The organism is Parabacteroides sp. AF27-14, from assembly GCF_003635425.1.
Taxonomy (GTDB): domain Bacteria; phylum Bacteroidota; class Bacteroidia; order Bacteroidales; family Tannerellaceae; genus Parabacteroides; species Parabacteroides distasonis.
The window spans coordinates 54,027-77,548 of the sequence record NZ_QTLZ01000016.1 but is presented as its reverse complement, the minus strand read 5'-3'; the positions used below and the strand labels follow the sequence as shown (position 1 = coordinate 77,548).

18 protein-coding genes are annotated in these 23,522 nt (G+C 44.9%); 15 read left to right on the top strand and 3 right to left on the bottom strand.

The features are described 5' to 3' along the window. The first annotated feature begins 26 nt into the window (after nucleotides 1-26). The 12 genes from DWY79_RS15645 (at nucleotide 27) to metH (ending at nucleotide 13,492) form a co-directional block, all read left to right on the top strand. Nucleotides 27-455, top strand: a complete 429-nt coding sequence (locus tag DWY79_RS15645) for a hypothetical protein (protein ID WP_122369686.1) — start codon at nucleotides 27-29, stop codon at nucleotides 453-455. Nucleotides 456-568: 113 nt separating this feature from the next. Continuing rightward, complete coding sequence (locus tag DWY79_RS15640; RefSeq protein ID WP_122369664.1) at nucleotides 569-2,806, top strand: TonB-dependent siderophore receptor; 2,238 nt, start codon at nucleotides 569-571, stop codon at nucleotides 2,804-2,806. Between the two features lie 163 nt (nucleotides 2,807-2,969). Next, nucleotides 2,970-3,320, top strand: a complete 351-nt coding sequence (locus DWY79_RS15635; RefSeq protein ID WP_022193096.1) for a cation transporter — start codon at nucleotides 2,970-2,972, stop codon at nucleotides 3,318-3,320. A gap of 168 nt (nucleotides 3,321-3,488) precedes the next feature. Then, nucleotides 3,489-4,016 carry an RNA polymerase sigma factor gene (locus DWY79_RS15630; protein WP_005865183.1) on the top strand — a complete coding sequence of 176 codons (528 nt, stop codon included), beginning with the start codon at nucleotides 3,489-3,491 and terminating at the stop codon, nucleotides 4,014-4,016. Nucleotides 4,017-4,022: 6 nt separating this feature from the next. Further along, nucleotides 4,023-5,291 carry a porin family protein gene (locus tag DWY79_RS15625; RefSeq protein WP_005865185.1) on the top strand — a complete coding sequence of 423 codons (1,269 nt, stop codon included), beginning with the start codon at nucleotides 4,023-4,025 and terminating at the stop codon, nucleotides 5,289-5,291. A 55-nt stretch (nucleotides 5,292-5,346) separates the two neighbouring features. Then, nucleotides 5,347-6,120, top strand: coding sequence for a hypothetical protein (locus DWY79_RS15620; RefSeq protein ID WP_005865187.1), 774 nt, complete (start codon nucleotides 5,347-5,349; stop codon nucleotides 6,118-6,120). 128 nt (nucleotides 6,121-6,248) lie between these two features. Further along, on the top strand, nucleotides 6,249-7,010 hold the full coding sequence (locus DWY79_RS15615) for a hypothetical protein (protein ID WP_048927726.1): 762 nt from the start codon (nucleotides 6,249-6,251) through the stop codon (nucleotides 7,008-7,010). Between the two features lie 5 nt (nucleotides 7,011-7,015). Further along, entirely contained in the window at nucleotides 7,016-7,765 is a 750-nt protein-coding gene (locus DWY79_RS15610; RefSeq protein WP_122369662.1) for a hypothetical protein, read from the top strand. A 33-nt stretch (nucleotides 7,766-7,798) separates the two neighbouring features. Beyond that, entirely contained in the window at nucleotides 7,799-8,365 is a 567-nt protein-coding gene (locus DWY79_RS15605) for a YIP1 family protein (protein ID WP_005865193.1), read from the top strand. A gap of 14 nt (nucleotides 8,366-8,379) precedes the next feature. Further along, the gene (gene smpB / locus DWY79_RS15600; protein WP_005855460.1) at nucleotides 8,380-8,841 is read left to right on the top strand and encodes an SsrA-binding protein SmpB; all 462 of its coding nucleotides are present in this window, start codon (nucleotides 8,380-8,382) and stop codon (nucleotides 8,839-8,841) included. A 6-nt stretch (nucleotides 8,842-8,847) separates the two neighbouring features. Beyond that, nucleotides 8,848-9,807 carry a nucleoside recognition domain-containing protein gene (locus tag DWY79_RS15595; RefSeq protein WP_005865195.1) on the top strand — a complete coding sequence of 320 codons (960 nt, stop codon included), beginning with the start codon at nucleotides 8,848-8,850 and terminating at the stop codon, nucleotides 9,805-9,807. After that, on the top strand, nucleotides 9,800-13,492 hold the full coding sequence (gene metH / locus DWY79_RS15590) for a methionine synthase (RefSeq protein WP_122369660.1): 3,693 nt from the start codon (nucleotides 9,800-9,802) through the stop codon (nucleotides 13,490-13,492). Before DWY79_RS15595 ends, metH begins: the two co-directional genes overlap by 8 nt. 119 nt (nucleotides 13,493-13,611) lie before the next feature. Here metH and DWY79_RS15585 read toward each other — a convergent pair whose 3' ends face one another. From DWY79_RS15585 to DWY79_RS15575, 3 genes are read right to left on the bottom strand one after another with little or no spacing between them, the layout of a single operon-like run. After that, nucleotides 13,612-15,168 carry a M81 family metallopeptidase gene (locus tag DWY79_RS15585; RefSeq protein ID WP_005865200.1) on the bottom strand — a complete coding sequence of 519 codons (1,557 nt, stop codon included), beginning with the start codon at nucleotides 15,166-15,168 and terminating at the stop codon, nucleotides 13,612-13,614. Nucleotides 15,169-15,202: 34 nt separating this feature from the next. Continuing rightward, nucleotides 15,203-16,714: a RagB/SusD family nutrient uptake outer membrane protein gene (locus tag DWY79_RS15580; protein WP_005865202.1), complete on the bottom strand. Its 1,512-nt coding sequence runs from the start codon at nucleotides 16,712-16,714 to the stop codon at nucleotides 15,203-15,205. A 13-nt stretch (nucleotides 16,715-16,727) separates the two neighbouring features. Continuing rightward, on the bottom strand, nucleotides 16,728-19,922 hold the full coding sequence (locus tag DWY79_RS15575; protein WP_181987541.1) for a TonB-dependent receptor: 3,195 nt from the start codon (nucleotides 19,920-19,922) through the stop codon (nucleotides 16,728-16,730). 906 nt (nucleotides 19,923-20,828) lie between these two features. Between DWY79_RS15575 and DWY79_RS15565 the strand changes: the two genes are divergently transcribed. The 3 genes from DWY79_RS15565 to DWY79_RS15550 all read left to right on the top strand — a co-directional run bounded on the left by DWY79_RS15565 (nucleotide 20,829) and on the right by DWY79_RS15550 (nucleotide 23,290). After that, nucleotides 20,829-21,761 carry a site-specific integrase gene (locus DWY79_RS15565; protein ID WP_048927729.1) on the top strand — a complete coding sequence of 311 codons (933 nt, stop codon included), beginning with the start codon at nucleotides 20,829-20,831 and terminating at the stop codon, nucleotides 21,759-21,761. Between the two features lie 419 nt (nucleotides 21,762-22,180). Beyond that, a complete protein-coding gene (locus DWY79_RS15555) occupies nucleotides 22,181-22,843 on the top strand; it encodes a transcription termination/antitermination NusG family protein (RefSeq protein ID WP_005865210.1) in 663 nt (220 codons plus the stop codon). A gap of 9 nt (nucleotides 22,844-22,852) precedes the next feature. Continuing rightward, nucleotides 22,853-23,290 (top strand): hypothetical protein, encoded by a 438-nt coding sequence (locus DWY79_RS15550; RefSeq protein WP_048927730.1) that lies wholly within the window; start codon nucleotides 22,853-22,855, stop codon nucleotides 23,288-23,290. Nucleotides 23,291-23,522 lie beyond the last annotated feature (232 nt).

The following is a 23,522-nucleotide window of genomic DNA, read 5'->3' as shown; positions in this document are numbered from 1 at the left end:
AGTTTTTTTGCTTATTTTTGCGGCATATGAGACGATTTGCCACATCCCTGTTTCTTGTAATTCTTGCTTCCTTGATCTTTTATGGGGGAGCGGGGGTTAATTTCGTATCTTATTGTTGTGGCGTTTGCGAGAAAGAGGGAGTGGAGGCTTTATTGGAAGCTAAGTGCTGTGAGATTCATGGACATGATCATAGTCGTGATAATCTTGCGAATAATACGGTGGAGTGTTGTGGCATGAACGGCTGTGGCATTGAACGGGTTGATTTTGATTGGAATTCTGTAAATATACAAGTACCGGATCTGCAACCAGTCGTACATGATTTGCTCTTCTCCTCTATTTTCGAGAGTTTACAAATTGCTTCCTTATTTGCTGATTCCTATGAGATTAGGGTGACAGGTCTTCCCGTATCCTGTCCTCGTGTGTACCTTTCTTTATTGACTACGCTTTTGATTTGATTGTATTCGTGAGGGTGGAAGCTGCTCGCTAAATACCCTTTGGTTTTTAAGGTAGGGGATGCTCTATCCCTGCGGAAGCATGTATTTAACGATTCAATCAAATAACAACTATCATGTTAAGACAATTATATCTGATATTTTTACTGCCCTGTTTGACTTTTACTTTGACTTGGGCCGAGGATTCCGGCAAGAAAGTGAAAGGACGTGTATGTGATGAAAACAAACAACCTATTATCGGTGCAAATGTATATTGGGAAGGAACCCAAAATGGAACCACGTCCGATGTGGATGGAAATTTCGAGTTAGAACGAAAAGGTGACTCCAAGAATCTGGTGGTTAGCTATATCGGTTATATGACTGAGGTCACCCCTGTGGATGAGAAGGACGATGCTATGCAGATTATCTTAAAAGGTGAGATCGCCTTGGATGAGGTCGTGGTTAGTGAGCGCAAGATGGGAACCATCGCTTCCCGTACGAGCGTATTGCAAACTCAGAAAATTACGTACGATGAGATTTGCCGTGCGGCCTGCTGTAATCTGGCGGAGAGCTTTGAGACAAATCCGTCTGTCGATGTATCGTACTCGGATGCGGCTACAGGTGCCCGGCAAATTAAGCTGTTGGGATTGGCGGGAACCTACGTACAAATGTTGACCGAGAATTACCCGAATTTCCGGGGGGCCGCTTCCTTATATGGGCTGGATTATGTTCCGGGAGCTTGGATGGAAAGTATTCAGGTGTCTAAAGGAACCTCTTCGGTTAAGAATGGGTATGAGGCGTTGGCCGGACAAATCAACGTGGAATTCAAGAAGCCCCCTACGGCGGATATTTTCTCTGCTAATGTGTTCGCTAGTGATGCCGGACGTTATGAAGGGAATGCGGATGCTTCTTGGCATATCAACGACAAGCTCTCTACCGGTTTATTGGTACACTACTCGAATGATAAAATGCAACATGACGGTAATGACGATGGTTTTCTCGATACGCCGCTAAGGGAACAGGTGAACGTAATGAATCGTTGGTATCATAAATTGGATAAATACGTGGCTCAATACGGAGTTCGCTATCTGCATGAGAGCCGTACCGGTGGGCAGGATACGAAACACCATGATTTCACCGACCCGTATCGGATTCATTTAAATACGAACCGGGCCGAATTATTTACGAAGCAGGCCTATATTATCGATAAGGAAAAGGTAGAGAGCGTGGCATTGATACTTTCCGGTTCTTATCATGAGCAAAAATCAAGATATGACCGTACGCCCTATAATGTATATCAGAATAATGTATATGCCAGTTTGCTGTATGAAAAGGAGTTTACGCCGATGCATAGCTTGAGTACCGGATTAAGTATGAACTATGATGGTTTCGACGAGAATCTGGTTCAATATGCGGGAGGAGAGTCGGTCCGTCATGCCTATGACCGTACGGAAGTCGTGCCGGGAGCTTATGCCCAATATACGTTCAATCTGAATGATAAACTGATCTTATTGGCGGGTGTACGTGCGGATTATAGTACGTTGTATGATTTCTTTGTAACCCCTCGTGTACATATTAAATATAATCCTTTTGACTGGTTCCATATCCGGGCTTCGGCAGGTAAAGGATTCCGGACAGCGAATGTGCTGGCAGAGAACAACTTTTTGTTATCCAGTAGTCGAAAAATGTATATCGCCGACAATCTGGATCAAGAAGAAGCGTGGAATACCGGTCTGAATCTGTCATTTTATATACCTTTGTTCGGGAAGGAACTGAGCTTGAGCGGGGAATGGTATTATACCGATTTCTTGAAGCAAATCGTGGTGGATATGGATAGTGATCCTCATGCGGTTCGTTTCTACAATCTGGATGGGCGTTCCTATTCGAATAGCTTCCAAGTGGAGGCTTCCTATCCTTTTTTCCGGGGATTTACGTTAACGGCCGCTTATCGTTATACGGACGTGAAGACCGATTACCGGAATGAGGAGGGTGTGGCGCATCGATTGAAAAAGCCGTTGGTTAGTGATTATAAAGGTTTATTGACCGCTTCTTATCAAACCCCGTTGAAAAAATGGCAGTTTGATTTGACCGGCCAGTTTAATGGAGGCGGTCGTATGCCGACACCGGATGCGTCTAATCCGTTATGGGAGCCGAATTTTAAGGCTTATACGGTTGTGAATGCGCAGATTACGAAATATTTCCGTCAATGGTCTATTTACGTGGGAGCGGAGAACCTGTTTAATTACAAACAACCGAATCCGATTATCGATGCCAGCAATCCCAGAGGGGATAACTTCGATGGATCTATGGTGTGGGGACCGGTGCATGGACGGAAAATTTATGCGGGTATCCGCTTTAATATAAGCAGGGATTGACACGTATATACGTATAAGCCCGTACGTATATACGTGTAGGCCTATGCGTATACTGGTGTGCCCCTACGCCTATATACGTGTAGCCCGATGCCTATAGTGGTGCTTTTCTTTTGGTAGATATGAATGGATAATTAGAACTGTTAATATTAAAAAACAATTGATTATGAGACGATTAATTATGTTGCTATTTTGTGCCGTATGTACGGTATCGATGACATTCGCCCAAGAAGCGAAAAAGAAGAAGGACTCTGTGACATTCTTTATCGAAGCGATGGATTGTGATCACTGTATCAAGAAGATCGAGAAAAATATCGCTTTCGAGAAAGGAGTGACCGACTTGAAATGTGATCTGAGCACCCGTACGGCCATTGTGACTTACAAGACGGATAAGACTTCGAAGACCCGCTTGGCCGCGGCCTTCAAAAAGATCGGTATGGAAGCGGTTCCGGTAGATAATGGCGCCGGCTGTCCGGTACCTCCGGCGAAAAAAAGTGAGCATACTCACGCTCATTAACATGGAAATTCATAAGAACATCTTATCTTTGCAGATGTTCCGTGAGGGCGGGCCGGAGTGTCCGCCCTGTTTATGAAATAATTTTTCTACGGAATGCAGCGTTTGTTTAATTATTTACATCCTAATATTGTACAGTCTCCAGAAGGGAGACGTTCAAGGCACGACTGAATGAATGAGCTACAACTGATAGAGGGTTGTCGGAAGGGGGAGAGACGAGCTCAAAAAGAGCTTTATGATGCGTATTCCCGAAAAATGATGGGAGTTTGCCTTCGTTATGTGAACGACAGGGAAACGGCTCGTGATTTGTTGCAGGATGGCTTCGTGAAAATCTTTACCAGTATGGATTCCTATACAGGGAGTGGTTCATTTGAGGGGTGGATGCGGAAGATCTTTGTTAATTGTGCGTTGGAATATCTGCGAAAGTCGGATGTGTTGCGTGAAGCGACCGATCTTGACAATACGGCGGAACTGATTCAACCCGATAGTTCGGCTATCTCGGACATGTCGGCGGCTGAGTTGATGAATCTAGTGAAGGAGTTGCCGGTTGGCTTCCGTACCGTATTCAATATGTTCGCGATAGAGGGATATTCTCATAAGGAGATCAGTGAGATGTTGAACATAACAGAGAGTACTTCCCGTTCCCAATATACCCGTGCCAAGCAGTTATTACAACGTAGAATTAACGCATTGTATTGAGATAAGATGAGTAAAAAGGAAAGAGATATATGGGATGACGCGATCCGATCGAAGCTAGAGGATTTCGAGATGGATACGCTACCCGGCGACTGGGAGGCTATAGCCGATCGATTGCCCGGAAAGGCTCCGGTTCCTTTGCGTCGTACGCTTCGCTACTGGGTTGCCGCCGCCGTGATCTCCTTATTGGTCGTATCGGGTGGTATCTATTTATATGACAGGGAGATGGAAGATCTACCTATAGCCCAAGAAATACAGTCTTCACAAGAGTCGACATCCGTGGATACCCCGGTTGTTCCGGTAGAGAAAACGATGGAGCAAGCACCCGTATTAGCGACTATTCCTGCTGCTGCGGTCGTGAAGGCAAAAGCGGCATCTGGAGCGGTTAAAGTGGGAGCTAAGGCTAGGATGGCAGCGTTCCGGCAAAATGTAGAGAGCGCAGAGGATCGGCCTATTTCTGAGTCGGAGGTAATGTCTGCTGATATACCGGCGAATGAGAAAGATACCGTTGAGCCGGAGGTTGAAAGGAATAATGATGAGATAGTTGTTCTCAAGAATGATGTACTTGTCGCGGATGCTACTCCTGTTGCTAAAAAGAAGCCGGAGAAGACTGCGTCCCGGAAATGGGGGTTCGGTATGGGAGGTGGAGGTCTTTCTATGGGCGCTGATAATCTGGTCCCTCAGTATGTGACGAATAGCAGCGTGCTTAAGAGTGAGAATCTGATGAGCTTAAATTCGTTCGATGCGGAGAAGAAAGATCCTGCTAAGACGGATATTCATCATAAGACGCCTATTGGGGTGGGGATCTCAATTAGTCGTTATTTGAATAATCGTTTTTCTTTGCAGACTGGATTAACTTATTCTTACTTAAGATCGGAGTGGAGTACGAATAATACGTATCATATAGAGAATGATCAGCGATTGCATTTTATAGGAATTCCATTATCATTGACTTATAAGATCGCGGAATGGAATCGTTTTATGTTTTACGCCTCTGCCGGAGGTATGGCGGAAGTGAATGTCGCAGGCAAACGTAGAATGAAATTATTCTCGGATGAGGTAGAGATCGCAAAGCAAAGCGAACATATTCGAATGAAAGAATGGCTATGGTCTGTAAATGCCCGTGCGGGTGTAAGTTATCCGATTATCCGTTTTGTAAGCGCTTTCGCTGAGGTGGGAGCCAGCTATTATTTTGATAATGGTAGCGAGATCGAAACCATCCATTCGGAGAAGCCGTTTAACATGAGCCTTCAGTTCGGATTTCGTTTTGGTTTTTAATACTCGATAGATTAACAGTGTAAATACAAATACTTAAAAATAGAAAAATTGAATTATGAAAGCATTTAAATTAATTGGAGCAGCGGCGGCTGCGTCATTATTGTTGTTGACCTCTTGTCTTGGAGAATCGAATAATACGGTGACTCGTGCCGGCTTTGGTGTCGCAGGTCTTTCTGAAAAGACATATAAAACGGTACTGAATACAAATATGGGAGCATTATACTCTCCGTCTTTATCGGCACAAGTAGTTGACGGAGCTTGTTACTTGATCAACTATGAATTAGACCTAAATTCTCCGGAGAATGCGAATGCGGCGACAAATGGTTATTTAACAGCGACAATCTCTGTGGCAGATGAGATAACAAAAGGACAGCCAGTCTTTTATAATGTGCCAGATTCGGCCAGCTTACTTCAGAATGAGATACCTGTAAAAAACCTATTTAGCAATGGCGACTATGGGGTGTATGTAGACGGTTATTTATTCTTCTTTATAACAATGGATATGTTTAAGGATCAGAAAAATTCTTATACTTTATATTGGGATCGTTCAAAGGAGCCTACTATGGTGGATAATGTCCCGACATATGACTTGTTCTTGCGTGTCGCTAAAGTAGCGGACGGAACAGGTTCTGCTGCATCATCCATAGGAGAAGTCCGTGCGTTTAATGTTAAGTCTGTATTGGAGTCTGTGAATAGCGCTGAGGCTAATAAAGATTCAAAGTCTTTTAATCTTAAGGTCAATTATCTAAATACGATTAATGAAAAAGATAGTACGGATTTGAAATGGGCTTCTTATACCGTTCTATTCCAAGTCGTGAAAAACTCATAAAGAAATTAGTATAGAAGTTGAGGGCGTACCGATAAGAAGATTATCGATACGCCCTATTTTTTTGCCGTTTTTTTTATGTATATGGGTAAAGATCGTATCTTTGCGTACTTTAAGAGGAGTATTGTGAAATGAGATACAAGAATTTAATAGGTTTTGTCTGGGTGGCGGTTATCATGGGTCTGTTTACCTCTTGCCTAAAAGACATAAATAACGTCTATAATCCGGGAACGACCGCCGCTGTGGTTCGTCAACATGGAGATAGCGCGTTGATGATGGCTAATACCCGGTTCGGTTGGATCTATGCGACGAAGCTGAGCTCATACTCAGAGGGTAAATGCTTGTTGGTGAGTTTTGATTATGATCCTAGCTTGCCGGAAAATACGGGTGCGGAACAAAAAGGGTATTATACGGTGACGATACAAGGGGAAACCGCCGTTAACCAGCAAAACGCTGAGAGTCCTCTTACGGATACGCATAAACTATTGACAAATGAGCAACCGATACTTGCGGTTAATCCGAACGACTCTGTTCTGTACGTCAAATTGGAAGATTATTTGTTTTTGCCTTCCGCCTGTTGGACAACAAAAGACCGGGCTTTAAATTGGCAACTGACTTATGATCCGACTCAACAACCAGTTGTTGAAAATCGGAAATCAATTTATTCCTTATATTTACGGGCTGCCGCTACGACCGGAAAGCCGGAGGATAAGGCAGAGGAGGCTATCGCGGTTATCAATGCCTTTAATCTGGCGAATTTTATCAAGGATATGCGAGAACAAGGTGGACGCGACGCGGATATGTATGTTCGGATTCATTATATCGATCAAATTAATCCGAAAGATAGTACCCAGTTTACATGGGGAGTAACAGATCCTTTACTTATAAACTAAAGAAGATGAGAAAGCGAATTTTATACGGCTTATTTTTATCCTTATTTTTCTTAATGACCTCTTGTATGGGGGATGGAAGTAATTCCATCAATTATCATCGAGTAGGAGTGATACGTGAGAATCCTATGCGATGTATCTACACGGCGGATGATCAAGGGGAGATCTTTATCGTCTCTTCCTCTGAGTTTGAGAATCGGACGGATTTGAAAGATGGCGACTGCTGTGTGGTTGATTTCAAGACGAATTTTAGCGAGGAATTGGGCAATGGTGTTTACAACGCTGAGATTTATAAGTATGATTCGGTCGCTGTATGGCCTTTGCATGAGACATTGACTGATACTACGGTTGTATTGGACAAGGAGCGTCTGGTTACGCTGGACTTTAAGAAAAGTATTTATTTGGAAGGACGTTTCTTCTTGCAAACCCGACATATAAATCATCAGGTAGACCAAAAGGATATTTTCAATTTATCCTATAACCCTGATCAGGAGGTGGAAAAAGATGATGACGGACAACGGATCTATAACCTATATCTCCGGGTAACCCAAGAGGGGGGTACCGGCGATTCCACTAAATGGATCAATACGACCGCTTTTACGATCGATAAGTTTTTGGACCAAGCCAAAGCGATAGAGAGTAGTGAGGGGCAAAATGTGATAAATTTTAAAATAAATTACGCCGAACGCTATAATGCGGATACAACCGCATGTGTTTGGGGGGCTACCGACGTATTTACGTTGCGTTTTACGAATTAAATATATACTTTTGCTATTTAAAAGTAAACAGAGATGTATAAGGAGATATTTAGGTGGGTAATCGCTATCATCTCACAGCCGGCGAAGGCGTGGGTCTTGTTAGCGAAAAAAGGAGAGAAGCAGGAGGAGTTCTTATCCCGATTCGTGTATCCTTTGATCGGCTTCGTTACCGTCGCGGCTTTTCTGGGCGTATTGTTTACGCGGAAGGAGTTTGATTTAGAGCTGGCCTTGAAGTCGTCTATCCGGACATTGGTGTCCTCGTTCGGTGGTTTTTACCTCGGGGCTTATCTGATGAACGAGATATGGCAAGGTATATTTAAACGGGAGAAGGATTTGAAACTGTGGTTGCGCTTCGTCGGGTATTCCTCATCGTTGATGTTCGCTTTGAATATCGTATTGATGTTGCTTCCCGAGTTTTTCTTCTTGCGGATATTTATCCTTTATACATTCTATATTGTTTGGGAAGGCGCTGGTCCGTATATGGGAGTCGAGGAGAAGATCCGTCTGAAGTTCGTAGGATTTACAACCGCCATTATATTACTGACTCCGGCAGTTATCGAGATTTTGTTATCGATGCTGATGCCCGGTTTGAGTTTTTGACAGAATAACACAAGATGAAAGAGAAGATTAGTAATAACATACAGATAAAGAATAAGCGGGCGACGTTCGATTACGAGTTGCTCGACACTTTTACGGCCGGGATCGTACTGACCGGAACGGAGATTAAATCGATCCGTTTAGGGAAGGCGAGTTTGGTAGATACGTTTTGTATCGTGGAAAAAGGGGAACTGTGGGTGAAGAATATGTACATCGCCGAATATTTTTACGGTACGTACAATAATCACAACGCACGGCGGGACCGGAAATTACTTCTTACCAAAAAGGAATTACGAAAGATCGAGGGCGCCGTTCGTGCCAGTGGTTTTACGATCGTTCCCACTCGTTTGTTTATCAATGAGAAAGGATTGGCGAAAGTAGTCGTCGCGATCGCACGAGGTAAAAAGGAATATGATAAGCGAGACTCCATCCGGGAACGTGACGACCGACGGGAGATGGATCGGGCTTTCAAACGATAAGTCGAGATGGAAACAGGGCAAGGCGTGATCGGTAGGGTTTGGGGATGTATCCTGAAAGCTCTGCCTAAAGCAGGCAAGACGTGTTTATGGCTGCTAAAGATTATTTTGCCTATTTCTTTATTGGTCCGTATATTGCAATATTCCGGAATATTAGGTCAGATCTCGGATTGGTTAGTGCCCGTGTTCTCGTTGGTGGGTCTGCCGGGGGAGACAGCCATTGTTTTTATAACCAGTATATTCTCCCCATTATATGCTCCGATCGCTTTGATCACCTCGATGTCTTTAGGAGTCCGTGAAGCTACGATATTAGCATTGATGTGCCTTACTTCCCATAATCTAATGGTAGAATCCTCCGTACAGGCAAAGACCGGGTCTTCTTTCTGGGAGATGACGCTGCTCCGTTTGATCATGAGTTTCGTGATCGCCTTTTCTTTGAATTGGGTAATGCCCCATGAAGGATGGGGACAGGTCGGGATCGCTCAAAGCGCAGCTGTATGCGATAATTGGTTGGAAGTATTCGTACTTTGGTTTACCAGCTCGATGAAGGTGGTGATTTCTATTTTGATAATTGTTACGGCTTTAATGATCCTTCATTATATATTGGAAGAGTTTAATCTAATGAAAGGATTGTCCTCGGTCTTTTCTCCACTGATGCGATTATTTGGCTTGCCTCAAGATGCCGCTTTTTTGTGGTTGGTAGGTAATGTGGTTGGACTGGCTTATGGCGGGGCTATTATGGTAGAGCAAATGGAGCAGAGGAAGTTGTCTTACGGTGACGGCAACTTGCTGAACCATCATTTGGCCGTGTGCCATTCCCTGTTGGAAGATACGATCATCTTTGCCGCGATAGGGGTACCCGTTCTTTGGGTGGTGCCTACCCGTCTGTTTTTCGCCATCGTTGTGGTATGGATCCTCCGGGGATATAGTTATATGTACGCAAGAAAGGTAAAACATATTTATGAATAAGGAACGATTTCTGCGACTCTTGAATGAGCGCATTTTGATCTTGGATGGTGGTATGGGTACCATGATCCAAAGTTTCAAACTAAACGAACAAGATTACCGAGGCGAACGTTTCGCCGATTTTCCGGGACAATTGAAGGGGAATAATGATTTATTGTGTATCACCCGCCCGGATGTAATCCAGTCTATTCATCGTCAGTATTTGGATGCGGGAGCGGATATCTTCGCTACGAATACGTTTAACGCGAATGCTATTTCCATGGCAGATTATGCGATGGAGGCCTATGTACGTGAGATAAATCTGGCCGCCGGCCGATTGTCGAGGGAAGTGGCGGATACCTATATGGCAGAGCATCCGGATCGTACGATCTTCGTGGCCGGATCGATCGGTCCTACCAATAAGACAGCTTCCATGAGTCCAGATGTAAGCGATCCCGCTTATCGTGCCGTCACTTATAAAGATTTGTATAATGCCTACAAGGAGCAAGTCGAGGGACTTGTTGACGGCGGGGTGGATATCATCCTTTTCGAGACTACTTTCGATACGTTGAACGTAAAAGCGGGATTGGAAGCGGCTGAGGTCGTGTTGAAAGAGAAAGAAAAAGACCTGCCTATTATGTTGTCTTTGACTTTGTCTGCGCAAGGTGGACGAACATTTTCCGGACAGACTTTATTGGCCTTCTTGGCTTCCATACAGCATACACATATTGTTTCGGTTGGCTTAAACTGCTCTTTCGGAGCGGCGGATATGAAGCCCTATTTACAAGAGTTGGCGAAGTATGCCCCCTATTATATCAGCGCTTATCCGAACGCTGGATTGCCGAATAGTTTTGGTACCTATGACGAGACGCCGGATAAAATGGCCCAACATGTGAAGCCTTTTGTGGAAGAGGGATTAGTGAACATTATCGGAGGCTGTTGCGGAACGACTCCGGCGCATATCTTCCGGTATCCGGAGTTGGTGAAAGGAGCTAAACCGCATATCCCGGCTTTGAAACCGGATTGCCTGTGGCTGTCGGGCTTGGAACTGTTGGAGGTGAAACCGGAGAATAATTTCGTGAACGTGGGAGAGCGTTGTAATGTGGCCGGTTCTCGGAAATTCTTACGCTTGATAAAAGAAGGCAGTTATGAGGAAGCGTTGACGATCGCTCGTAAGCAAGTGGAGGATGGCGCCCAAGTGATCGATATCAATATGGACGATGGTATGTTGGATGCCGTGAAAGAAATGAAGACATTCTTAAACTTGATCGCCTCCGAACCGGATATTGCCCGTGTACCCGTCATGATCGATTCTTCTAAATGGGAAGTGATCGAGGAAGGCTTGATGTGCGTGCAAGGAAAGAGCATCGTGAATTCCATCTCCTTGAAAGAAGGAGAGGAGGTCTTCCTTAAACATGCCGCCCGTATTAAGCAACTGGGTGCGGCTGCGGTCGTGATGGCTTTCGATGAGAAGGGGCAGGCGGATACCTATGAAAGAAAGATTGAGATTTGTGAACGGGCCTATCGCCTATTGACTGAAAAGATCGATTTCAATCCCCAAGATATTATTTTTGACCCGAATGTATTGGCGATCGCTACCGGTATGGAGGAACATAATGGCTATGGTCTGGCGTTTATCCGTGCCGTTGAATGGATCAAGAAGAACTTGCCGGGTGCGAAGGTGAGTGGTGGTGTAAGTAATTTATCTTTCTCTTTCCGGGGGAACAATCATGTACGCGAGGCTATGCATTCCGTATTTCTATATCATGCGATCGGGAAGGGGATGGATATGGGTATCGTGAATCCGTCTACCTCCGTACTTTATGAGGATATAGAGCCGGAGTTCCGTACCTTGTTGGAAGACGTGATCTTGGCACGCCGTCCGGAAGCTGCCGAGGAATTAATTACTTATGCTCAAAATTTACATGTTCAAGCTTCCGGAGAAACTCCGGAGAAGCACGAGGCTTGGCGTGAGCTTTCATTGAAGGAGCGTTTGGAACATGCCTTAATCAAAGGGATCGGAGACTATTTGGAGGACGATTTACAAGAAGCCTTGCGGATTTATCCGCATGCCGTGGATATAATTGACGGTCCGTTAATGAGCGGAATGAATAAGGTCGGCGAGTTATTCGGTGCCGGAAAGATGTTTCTCCCTCAAGTCGTGAAGACCGCACGTACGATGAAAAAGGCCGTGGCTATTTTACAACCGGCCATTGAGTCTGAAAAGAAAGCTTCCGGCTCCGCGAAGGCCGGTAAAGTGATTTTCGCTACGGTAAAAGGGGATGTACATGATATCGGTAAGAATATCGTCTCTATCGTATTGTCTTGTAATAACTACGAGGTGATTGATTTAGGGGTAATGGTTCCCGCAGATGTGATCATAAAGAAAGCGATCGAGGAGAAACCGGATCTGGTTTGCTTATCCGGCCTGATAACCCCTTCTTTAGAAGAGATGGCGCATGTTGCGGACGAGATGCAGAAAGCGGGACTTACGATTCCTATGATGGTGGGTGGCGCTACGACCTCCAAATTGCATACGGCGGTGAAGATCGCTCCGCATTATGATTATCCGGTGATTCATGTGCTGGATGCCTCACAGAATCCGTTGATCGCCGCCAAACTATTGAATCCAGATACCCGTGACGCTTATATCAGGGAGTTGGAACAAGAACAAGAAGCCTTGCGTGCCTCTTTAGGGCAGAAGAAAGAGACCTTGGCTTCTCTTTCAGAGGCTCGTAAGCATCCGATTGAAATAGATTGGACCGGGTATACACCGGTTGTTCCAGCTCGGATGGGGGTACATGTTATCCCTTATATCCCCTTAGAAAAGGTGATTCCTTATATCCACTGGACCTTCTTTTTTAGCGCATGGAAATTGAATGGCCGTTTCTCGGAAATCTCCCAGATACATGGTTGCGATTCTTGTCGTGCCTCTTGGTTGGCCGGATTCCCGGAAAAAGATCGTGCGAAGGCTATCGAGGCGATGCAATTATACAAGGATGCTGTTAGGTTATTGGATCGGCTGGTCAATATGAAGGTTGAATATTGTAAAGCGATTTACGGATTTTTCTCAGCGAATAGTGAAGGGGATACGATCCGAATGGGTGATATAGCGCTGCCTTTATTACGTCAGCAAGTAAAAAAAGAGGAAAATATTTATAAATGTCTTTCCGATTATGTAATACCGGTTTCCGAGGAGCGAACTGATTATGTAGGGGCGTTTGTCGTTACCGCTGGAGCTGGCGCTGATTGTTTGAAGGATAAATTTGAGGAAGAAGGCGATACCTATAATTCAATGTTGCTGCAAACCTTGACCGATCGCCTAGCGGAAGCTACAGCCGAATATCTTCATGAGAAAGTACGTAAAGAATATTGGGGATATGCTAAAGACGAATCCTTGTCTATCCCGGATCTTTACAAGGTGAAATACCAAGGAATCCGTCCGGCTATCGGTTACCCTTCTCTACCGGATCAATTATTGAATTTCACATTGGATGGATTGCTCGATATGTCGCGAATTGGTGTTTCGTTAACCGAGAATGGTGCCATGTATCCTACGGCTTCGGTTAGTGGGATTTATATTGCCCATCCCTCTTCTCAATATTTCATGATCGGTTCTATCGATGAGGAGCAGATGAGAGATTATGCGAGCCGCCGGAATTTAACGGAGGAGCAAGTCCGAAAGTTATTGAGTAGGAATATAGGATAATTTAGTAGCATCACTGCAACCCGGGTTGCAGTGATGCTGCAATGCCTGTGCAGTAATACTGCAACACCTATTGCAGTAACACTGCATAGGCATTGCAGTAAAAAATCGATCAATACGATCTATCTGCCATAGTAATGCTTGGCGGAAGGAACCATGATAACGTTCAATTCCGGATCAGCCATGTCTGGATCGATCGGGAACATCGGTCTCACGATATTCTTATAGGGAAGCTTCTTGAAGTCCTGATCCACGCCTCCCCTTGTAAAAGCCATCACCCAATCCGCTTGTATATTGTACCATTGGGTTACAAGGTAACCCTGTTTAACCATTACGATATCCATTTCCTTCGGGTCAATTCCTGAACCCTCTAGGTTTGGAGTGGGAGACGATGTGCCTACTACCACATAAACGCTTCCGGTCTTTACGATAGCGATATCTCTTTTCCGTCTCCATGATTCCGCGTTCTTGTCTTCTTCCGGACTGACATAAACCACGGTACCCGACAATTTCACGGGACCTTCGTAGGAATTATCGACCATGGCACCTACCATGCCTTCTACGTGTCCGCCTACGCCGACCTTACGTGCCTGCTTAACCACTTCTTCTCCCGGGATGGAGCAATAAAGAACGCTCTTTCCCTTATCAGTCTGGAATTCCGGACGCTTCAAGAGTCTCGCCAAAGTCCAAGTGACCTCGCCTGAGCCGCCTCCGCCGGGATTATCTCCCATATCACTGATAAAGAAAGGCTTCTTTTTGCTTGCTATTGCCAAATCGATACATTTCTCGAGCGAATATCCCGGAGCTTCCAGCGAGAACTGCTTACGGACATCCCAGAATTTCTGGGCGAGTTTCTTCGCCCCGGCTTTTACCTGTTCCTCATCGTCACCGTAAACCATCACGGTTCCTTGGTTCCGTGGGTTGTCTCCCCAAACATAACCGATCCAGATCCCTGCGTCTATCACTCCGGGCATGGCTTCAACCTCGGGAACCAATGCGTACAGCGATTTCGCAGGCTCGACACGGGTACTCGACCATTCGCCGGAAACTAGGACAGGAACAGCAACCCATGCCTTGTATGCCGGACGTCCTTTCCCCGACTCAAGACGTTCCAACAAATTGACGACCCCTCGCCGATGTGATTCGCGAGAATCCGCATGCGGTGCTTGACGATAAGTCGTAATCAAATCGGAGTTGAGAGCTACCAACCAAGACGTATTTCCGTGAAGGTCCATCGTGGTGGTAGTCAAGACATCGTTTCCGATCAAGCTACGCACCTTCTCCATGAATTCGCCCTCGGGATCGGCTACGCCTTCCACGCTACAAGCTCCGTGGTTATAAAACCAGAAAGCGTCATAGGGCATATTGGCCTTGATCATCTCCAATGTTTTTTCCACAAATGCGTCGTACGATTCTTTTGTCACGGGGCCTCTTCCACCGCCATAGCCAATCTGCGTGGGAAGCCAAGTGGCCGCCTGTCCCATTGCGGAGTCTGGGCTGAGATAGTCCGGCATTCTTACGGGGTGTCCTACGAGCGGCTGCCTATTCGGGACGAACACGCTGTTTTCTATCTGTATACCGGCAATACCGATACGAGGTTTTTTCTTCTGTCCAAAGACCTCTCCAACGAACGATACGGCCAAGAGACAGATTCCGAGCAATACTAAATTCCTATTCATACTATTATGATTTTTGCGAATTGTTATTTCCTTATTAATTAGTTATTAAACCGTCACTAATATCAATCTCGGTTTGAGGTATAGGCAATACTTCCGCACCGGCGCTGAAAGGAGTCTTAGCTCCAAATTCCGCCTTCTTGGTTCCGTTAAATACTTTCTCGCCCCATCCTACACGTACCACGTCAAAGAACCGGAAACCTTCCATTCCAAACTCCAGATGACGCTCGTTCATGATGTCTTCAAACAATTGGCTTCCTGTATGGTTTTTAGGAGCCAAGTTGACATGGCTTCTTACCTCATTCAGATACTTTTGCGCATTAGCGATATCGCCGCTGAAATAGCAAGCCTCGGCATAGTTCAAATATACCTCCGCGAGGCGGATAAGCCTGAGGTTCGTGGGTTGATTATTTCCCCGATTCTCCTCTCTTTGCCCGGGCGCGAGATATAGTTTGCGATTGTACCAACCGGTTCGGTCGTCCGTAACGGGTGCCACATCGCCTTTGGCCGCGGTCTCGATCTCTATGGCCTCTTCCGTGGAAAGGAGAGTGGTCTTCTTTCGTATGATATCCCCCTCGGCATCATAAGCGTCTGCCAAGGCCTGTGTAGGTTGTGCGCAACCGAAGCCGATCGTCATGTTTCGGGGCATAGACATCAGCACGTGACGGTTGCCGTTATTAACGCCATACCCGCTTTGGGTTGTGGAGGTATACATATTTACTTCAAGGATTGAAGAAGAGCAGTGCTCGCCGTCCAGTGAGAATTGCCAAGCGTAATCCTCCGGAGCGACCAAGCTATACTCACCCCCGCACTCATTCTGGAATTTCTCGAATGCCTTTTTTACCTCATCGTATTTTTTCTCATACAGATAAATACGTGTTTGCATGGCGATGGCCGCGCCTTTGGTAATCCTTCCCGCATAGCTTGACTCGTAGTTAGCCACCTCACTTTTCTTAGGTAATACGCTAACCGCATCGTTTAGGTCTTGCTCGATAACCGAGTATATCTCTTCGACAGACGCACGTCCGAGTCTCTCATGATCGAGATCCAAGACTCCCGTATAGCAAGGAACACCACCAAAGGTTTTCACAAGCTCGAAATAAGTATAGGCGCGAATAAACTTGGCCTCACCGATCATCTGTTCCCTGTTATATTTCGAGAATAGGGCATCGTCTGCCATTTCCATATCCCGTATAAACAAATTGGCCTTATTAATACATTGGTAAGAATACCGATATTTGTTCAAAATCTCGGTATGATCCGCTTGATACTGATAATTCTCCAGCAACGTGAAGGTTTGTGCGTCGTTCGAAGAACCGCTGTAGGTCGCGTCATTCGACAACACGTCGCCGAAACATTGCATTGACCATGTGTAACGGAAGTCCTTCATGACGGAATAGACAGCGGTCAGACGCAAGAAAGCTTGTCTTTCCTCTGATATCTCTCCAGCCTCCGGACTTCCTAACGGAGCTAAATCCAAATCTGCACAACTGCTGAATCCTGTTAAAATCGCTAGTACGATTCCTATGATATATTTGTTTTTAAACATGACATTATAAATTTTAAAAAGTAACATTAATACCTCCGGTGAATGAAATGTTCTGAGGATAGATACCGTAATCTATGCCTCTAGACAAAGAGCTGGACTGACCCACTTCCGGATCCATACCCGAGTAACTGGATATCGTAAACAAGTTCTGGCCGCTTACATAAAAACGTACTTTTTGTAGTTTTATCCTCTGCGTGAGAGAAGCGGGCAGGGTATAACCTAGCTGGGCGTTTCTCAAGCGGAAATAAGTCCCGTTTTCTACGTACATGTCCGAGAAGCGGTCATTGTCGTTTACGTCCGTAGCCGTCAGGCGAGGGATGTCCGTATTTGTATTATTTGGCGTCCAATAGTTCATTAACGCTCTATCCTTGTTCGTTATATCGTTCGGGAAGTAGGTGTAATAACGCATCGCGTTGAATATCTGATTACCGATTGTTCCACCAAACTGCAAATTGAGGTCGAAGCCTTTCCACGCCATACCCATGTTGATACCGTATATGATATCCGGAATAGGATTACCGATCATGCATCTATCACTTGAGTCTAACTTGCCATCGCCATTCGTATCTACGAACAATACATCGCCCAATTCGGCATTAGGTTGGAAATCCGCCCGCTTAACGGCATTCAACTGTTCCTGTGTTTGGATAAGCCCGTCTGTCTTATAGCCCCAGAACGCGCCGATAGGCATACCTTCATTCGTATAGGTGAGGTACATGCTTCCGTTTCGGAATGGTCCATCGGAGATTGGTGTGCCACCATTCAATTTCGTCATGCGGTTACGGATGGTCGACATATTTACTCCCACGTTGTATTCGAAACCGCTTTCGGTCTTGTCTCTCCACTCGAGATTCATCTCGATACCGCGGTTGTTCGCCTCGCCGATATTGGTGTAGGTGTTGCTGGCATATCCCATATAGATAGGCATAGGAGCGGCCAGCAGCATGTCCTTCGTTGTCTTGTAATAATACTCGAAGCTGAAGACCATGCGGGTGTTAAAGAAGCTTGCGTCAAGACCGATATTCAGAGATTCCGTGGTCTCCCATTTAATATCCGGATTGCCCAATCTGCTCACGGCAATACCTTGATACAAGGTCTCATTCTCTCTCGCTCCGAATAAAGCACCGTATTGCGTACTCAATGACAGCAAACTACGATCCACATAATTGGTGATATTCTGATTTCCGATCTGTCCCCAACCCCCGCGGAGTTTCAAGGAGGAAACCCATTCGGCGTTCAATTTCTGGAAGAACGGTTCGTTGTCGATTCTCCAACCTAGAGCGAACGAGGGGAAGTTACCCCAGCGATTCTTGGAAGAGAATTTAGAGGAGCCGTCTCGCCGGAAAGTGGCTGTAATAAGGTATTTGTTATTGTAATCGTAGTGTAGGCGGCCCAGATAAGACATCAAACCATATTCCGTAGCGCTATTGCTGGCCGTGGTCTTGTTCTTGTCCAGCGTAGCGTCTATATAATGCAGGTTATCCGACTCTCCGATAAGATCTCTCGCATTTACGCTCAAGGTTTCCTGCTTACCCCATTCATTGGTATAACCTACGAGAGCGGATATGGAGTGCTTCTCGGCAAACGTTTTCTCATACGAAAGGGTATTCTCGAACGTATAGTAATGCCCTTTGGTCTGCGACTTCGATAAACTACTCTCTAAATTTCTTTGGCTTGAGGATACCTCATAGACAGGCGAGAAGGTTTTATTGTCTACCCTTCTGATTTCCGCTCCGAAGCTACTCTTGAACTTCAATCCTTTTATAATCTGCCATTCCCCATACATATTGCCGATGAAAGCAAGTTTCTCCCGTTGATTATCCCGATACATGATACTTGCCAATGGGTTATAGTAGTCAATATAAGGAGAGTAACCATATGAACCGTCTGCGTTTTGGGCGGGAGTTACCGGATCCAAACGGATTGCGTTACTTACGACACCATAGTCGGAGTCGTACACATTACTACTGTTGCGCTCGCTAATACTTGCGTCGGTAGATCTTGCGATCGACGCGTTGGTACCCACTACCAAATGATCTTTGAGCACCGTTTTTTCCGTGCTTTGACGGACACTGAACCGTTCGTAGTTGGATTTCTTGATCGTTCCATCTTGGTTGATATAGTTCAAGCCCAGATTGAATTTATAGTCGTTCTCTTTACCACCGCTTATGCCGACACTGTAGTTATGCATAAAGGCCGTATGCGTAATCTCGTCCATCCAATTGGTGGAAACATTACGATTGACAAGGGCCAAGTTGATGGGAACGCTCCTCACTGTGTTCAACTGTTCTTGATAGTCGTACCATTCCGGACCTGACATCAAATCGAGATTATTCAATATTTTGTTCATACCCCAATATGCGTCGAGCGTAACGGTGGTTTTTCCAGCGGCGCCTTTTTTCGTAGTGATAAGGATTACGCCGTTCGCGCCACGGGAACCGTAGATAGCGGAAGCGGAAGCGTCTTTAAGCACCTCCATAGACTGTATATCCGATGTGTTCAGGTAGTTTATATCCGTCACGGGCATCCCATCCACGACGAACAATGGCTCCGCGTCGTTTACCGTACCGACACCTCTGATACGGATCGTGGCGGCGGAACCCGGAGATCCGGAACTGGAAGTGACGGATACACCGGTAGCCAAGCCTTGCAATGCGGTAGAAACATTGGCCACTGCTTGGCGAGCGATTTTCTCCTCGCTCACGGACGAGATAGCCCCCGTGATATCACTTTTCTTCATCGTACCGTAACCAATCACTACCACCTCATCCAACTTTTGTGTGTCCTCTTGCAAGGAGATGCTTAAAACCGATTTATTGCCTACCGAAATCTCCTGGTTCATATAACCGATATAGGACACTTGCAAAATAGCGTCTTTGGCTACTTCCAACGTGAATTTTCCATCTATATCCGTTATTGTCCCGTTTGTTGTCCCTTTTACCATCACATTGGCGCCAATTATCGGCATACCGGTAGCATCAATCACGGTTCCGGTGATCTGACGGGTGTTTTGTTGCGGGGTGGATACGATTGATGGTTTCTCTATAATCTTGATGTCGCTTTTAATGCGCATGTTTGGGGAGTGTACGGAAGCGTATACCCCTGTGGTAAAAATAAATAGCGGGATTGAGGTTAATTTCATGACTCTGCCCAATTTAGTTTTTGTGTTTAATCGGGGTTTAGGATTCCCCTTATAATTTTCATTCATACATTTGTAATGTTTTAGTGTTAGTATTATTTGATTTAAAGGCGCTTAGAAACTTGTTTGGCTGGGTTATGTTGCCATATCTTCCAGCCAGTTTCCCTGTTAGATATGGTTCATGATGGTTCCTGTTTCATAGGCTCTCCTTTCTTTAAGATTAACTTTAGTAAACTAAATATGTTTATTTGGTTGTTTGATTTGCAATATTCGTGAAAAAAAACGACACCTGCAAGCAAGTCTCTGCTAATTTAATATTGTGTATTCAATCGATAGAAGTCATTAATACGGCTTAATTATGTCAATTTGTCATTTCTCTCTCCTTCTGCTTCTTGTATTTGAGATAGGATAGGGTGTGTGTGTATTATATGCGATTCTCTGGTAGTTAAGCCCTGACGAATAGAATGTGTATGAAGGAAAATACTTGCAGTTTGCCTTCTTTTTATCAATATCCGCCGAATTATTATATCTCTTGTTTCAGAAAACTAATAAATGCCTCCTGAATGATATTTGAAAATCAGTCGACTTTTTTGCCGTTCTAGAGCGCAAAGGCTCTATATAGTCTCGTTTTTCAGTGTACAAAAGATTGAGATTAGGAGTAGACCCCAGCTAAATTAGAGCAAGTACCGGATAATCCGAACTAGATGCCGGGTAGATGTCGGTTATCTGCCGGGAAATAGAAATTATAAGCCGACTAGATACATACAAGTTCAGGATATATCCTAAAAAATGTGCTATTTTGGGTACTAAAGTTCCATAATATTGGTTTAAACGTAACTGTTTTGAAAAAGTATGTGTTTAAAATATGTTTAGAAAGTAAACATTATGATAGTGTTTCGGTAATTCTTTTTGCATTCAGATAGTATGAGTTACATTTGTCAATTCATTTCAAATATTATTTAAAAACAGAGAGATATGGATGAGAAAGGATTCGTGGAAGGGGTGAGAAGGTATATGTCCCAGTTACGAGAGGAAAAGCGTTATTCCTCCGCCAAAAGTTATCAGGATGCGTTGAACTCCTTTATAAAGTATAGTGGAACAGAGAACATTTCCTATTCGGATATCAATAAGGCCAATCTTCACCGATATGAGGCTTATTTGTTGGAGAAAGGCTGCATGTGCAACACGGTTTCCACTTATATGCGTCGTATCCGTTGCGTCTATAACAAGGCGATCGAAGATGGTGATGCGGAATATATCCCCGGTTTGTTCCAAGGAGTTTTTACGGGAGTGGAGAGTAAGCGCAAGAAATCCCTATCCTTAGAGAACCAACATAAGTTGATGACGGTGAAGGTAGAGAGTGAGGTGCTAAGGGAGACACAACTGGTCGTTTGTTTGTTGTTTCAGTATGCAGGAATGTCGTTCGTGGACTTCGCCCACCTAAAAGAAAGGAATATCAAAAACGGGATATTGGACTATAATCGGCAGAAGACAGGCACACCGATGAGACTGGAAATCTTGGATACGGCAGAATTGATGCGCAAGGAATTAATGGGTGACAAGAAGCCGGCCTCAGGCTATTTATTCCCTTTTTTGAGTGGAACGAAGACGGGCTATGAGGCATATCTCGAATACAATGCGGCCCTATCCCGATTCAATCGAAATTTGAAGGCGTTGAAAAAGGCCGCTGGAATAGCATCGGATGTTACTTCTTATACGATCCGCCATTCCTTTGCCATGGCATTGAAAGAGCAAAATGTCCCTATAGAAATGATCAGTGAATTATTGGGGCATAAGTCTATCAAGACCACCCAGATTTATCTGAGAAGTTTCTCTTTAGAAAAAATGACAGAGGTGAATAGCACTTGCTTTGGTTGTGTCTATAATTATGTGTCGAAAGTGGGATGAGGCTACTTAGTGAGTAGCGTTTGTTTCACGCCGCAAATGTAGTAAAAAATAACAAAAAACAAGCAATCATTAGGGTTTGTTTGTGTTTCCTGTTGGATTCTCGTTAAATCTTCGTTCTTATTTCTGATGTATAGACATGGCAATAGAGACGAAATGGCCTCGTATTTCCGAAATCATCACGTCCCCCCCTAAAATCGAACATACATTCTTGTAGAGATGGGTATACCCCGTCTCATCCCCTCTAAAAGATGTTTTAAATTACTGTCAGACGGTGGGAGACGGAGCATGCTCCGTCTCTACAACTGAGTAATAACCATTCTCCCACCTTTTGCGCTACTCACTAAGTAGCCTAATTTCTCACATGGCGAAAAAGGGTTATGGTGCATATATCAAACTATCTCTTTTAAGCAATCAACGAGATGCGAGCGAATGTTGTAAAAACGGTTGTAAATTCGGTACCTCATGAGGGTATCGACGCCGTAGGCGTTGAAAGAACCATTCCTGAAAACCCGTTACGGCGAAAATCTGATCAGAAACATTGGTACATCGCTATCGTCAACAACAAGTCCGAGAAACTATGCCGTGACAAGCTGGAAAAGCGCATAGCCAGTCAGCCGGAAGGCGAGAAGGACTATGAGGTTTATATAGCCTCCCAAAAAGAGATGTGTCTTCTGCCAAGCGGCAAGCGTAAGCAAGTAGACCGGATCGTCTTCCGTTCCATTGTATTCATCCGTTGCACCGATGTCTTGCGTAGGAAGGAGATCGTTCATCTTCCTTATATCAAACGTTTCATGGTAAACATAGCTGGCGAACGGTCTGGAGGCATACGCCCCGTAGCCTTCATTCCGGATGAGCAGATGGTGAAACTCCGTAGGATGCTGGACGATTCCGAAGAGCCTGTCATTATCGATCCCCGTCCGCTGCCTCTTGGAGCGAGGGTACGCATTAACGGCGGTAAGTTGCATGGTCTAGAAGGTAACGTGCTGGAAGTGGAGGATGGCAATCTTAACTTTGTGATCCGTGTAGATCTACTGGGATGTGCCAAAGTAAATATCACCCGTGACCTGCTAGAGCTATTATGATACACATAGATGGATACGCACTACGGTAAAAAAGAGGATAGATCCGGAGTACGCCTTATCTCGTTGTTAGGAAACCATTTGAAAGAGATTCTTAAGCGAGAGGCGGATAATCGTGCCTTCATCCATCTTTACTGTACGGGTCCGTATTGGGTGGCGTTCGAGAAATCAGCTTACCTGTTACGCCAAATATCTTCCCGTACCTTAGTGACCCCGTTAAGCCTCACCACGTACCCGTTTCCAATCGTGATGGTCTCTTGGACAGATGGCGAGTTACGTTCCTATACACGTAACCATCTTTTCCATCGCGAAGGCAATGACTACGGTCGGTTATCCGTCCCTACTCGTACGCTTGACGGTTACAAGGAGTGGCATAAGGAAGAGGTGAGGTATTTTCCGATGCCGGAAGTAAAAACCACGTCCATGGATCGTGACATGGAGATTGATTAAAGATACTTCTGAGGTTCAAGAGAGCCTCCAATCAAGAATATATTATCGCTAGGTCGCAATTAGAAAATGAGAATTAGGCGGCCGATATCGATCAAGAGGTCAGCTATCTCTAGTAGCGAGGAGAGTCCCTTTTTCTTTAACCGATAGACTAGACTCTTGCTTTAGCTTATACCACTCCAACCACTTGAGAGGTTCGGTCGCTTATTATTATAGTTAGATAGATATGAATAAA

Coding starts and splice junctions, on each gene's coding strand:
- DWY79_RS15645 (WP_122369686.1), top strand. CDS start 27: ATGAGACGATTTGCCACATCCCTGTTTCTTGTAATTCTTGCTTCCTTG.
- DWY79_RS15640 (WP_122369664.1), top strand. CDS start 569: ATGTTAAGACAATTATATCTGATATTTTTACTGCCCTGTTTGACTTTT.
- DWY79_RS15635 (WP_022193096.1), top strand. CDS start 2,970: ATGAGACGATTAATTATGTTGCTATTTTGTGCCGTATGTACGGTATCG.
- DWY79_RS15630 (WP_005865183.1), top strand. CDS start 3,489: ATGAATGAGCTACAACTGATAGAGGGTTGTCGGAAGGGGGAGAGACGA.
- DWY79_RS15625 (WP_005865185.1), top strand. CDS start 4,023: ATGAGTAAAAAGGAAAGAGATATATGGGATGACGCGATCCGATCGAAG.
- DWY79_RS15620 (WP_005865187.1), top strand. CDS start 5,347: ATGAAAGCATTTAAATTAATTGGAGCAGCGGCGGCTGCGTCATTATTG.
- DWY79_RS15615 (WP_048927726.1), top strand. CDS start 6,249: ATGAGATACAAGAATTTAATAGGTTTTGTCTGGGTGGCGGTTATCATG.
- DWY79_RS15610 (WP_122369662.1), top strand. CDS start 7,016: ATGAGAAAGCGAATTTTATACGGCTTATTTTTATCCTTATTTTTCTTA.
- DWY79_RS15605 (WP_005865193.1), top strand. CDS start 7,799: ATGTATAAGGAGATATTTAGGTGGGTAATCGCTATCATCTCACAGCCG.
- smpB (WP_005855460.1), top strand. CDS start 8,380: ATGAAAGAGAAGATTAGTAATAACATACAGATAAAGAATAAGCGGGCG.
- DWY79_RS15595 (WP_005865195.1), top strand. CDS start 8,848: ATGGAAACAGGGCAAGGCGTGATCGGTAGGGTTTGGGGATGTATCCTG.
- metH (WP_122369660.1), top strand. CDS start 9,800: ATGAATAAGGAACGATTTCTGCGACTCTTGAATGAGCGCATTTTGATC.
- DWY79_RS15585 (WP_005865200.1), bottom strand. CDS start 15,168: ATGAATAGGAATTTAGTATTGCTCGGAATCTGTCTCTTGGCCGTATCG.
- DWY79_RS15580 (WP_005865202.1), bottom strand. CDS start 16,714: ATGTTTAAAAACAAATATATCATAGGAATCGTACTAGCGATTTTAACA.
- DWY79_RS15575 (WP_181987541.1), bottom strand. CDS start 19,922: ATGAATGAAAATTATAAGGGGAATCCTAAACCCCGATTAAACACAAAA.
- DWY79_RS15565 (WP_048927729.1), top strand. CDS start 20,829: ATGGATGAGAAAGGATTCGTGGAAGGGGTGAGAAGGTATATGTCCCAG.
- DWY79_RS15555 (WP_005865210.1), top strand. CDS start 22,181: ATGCGAGCGAATGTTGTAAAAACGGTTGTAAATTCGGTACCTCATGAG.
- DWY79_RS15550 (WP_048927730.1), top strand. CDS start 22,853: ATGGATACGCACTACGGTAAAAAAGAGGATAGATCCGGAGTACGCCTT.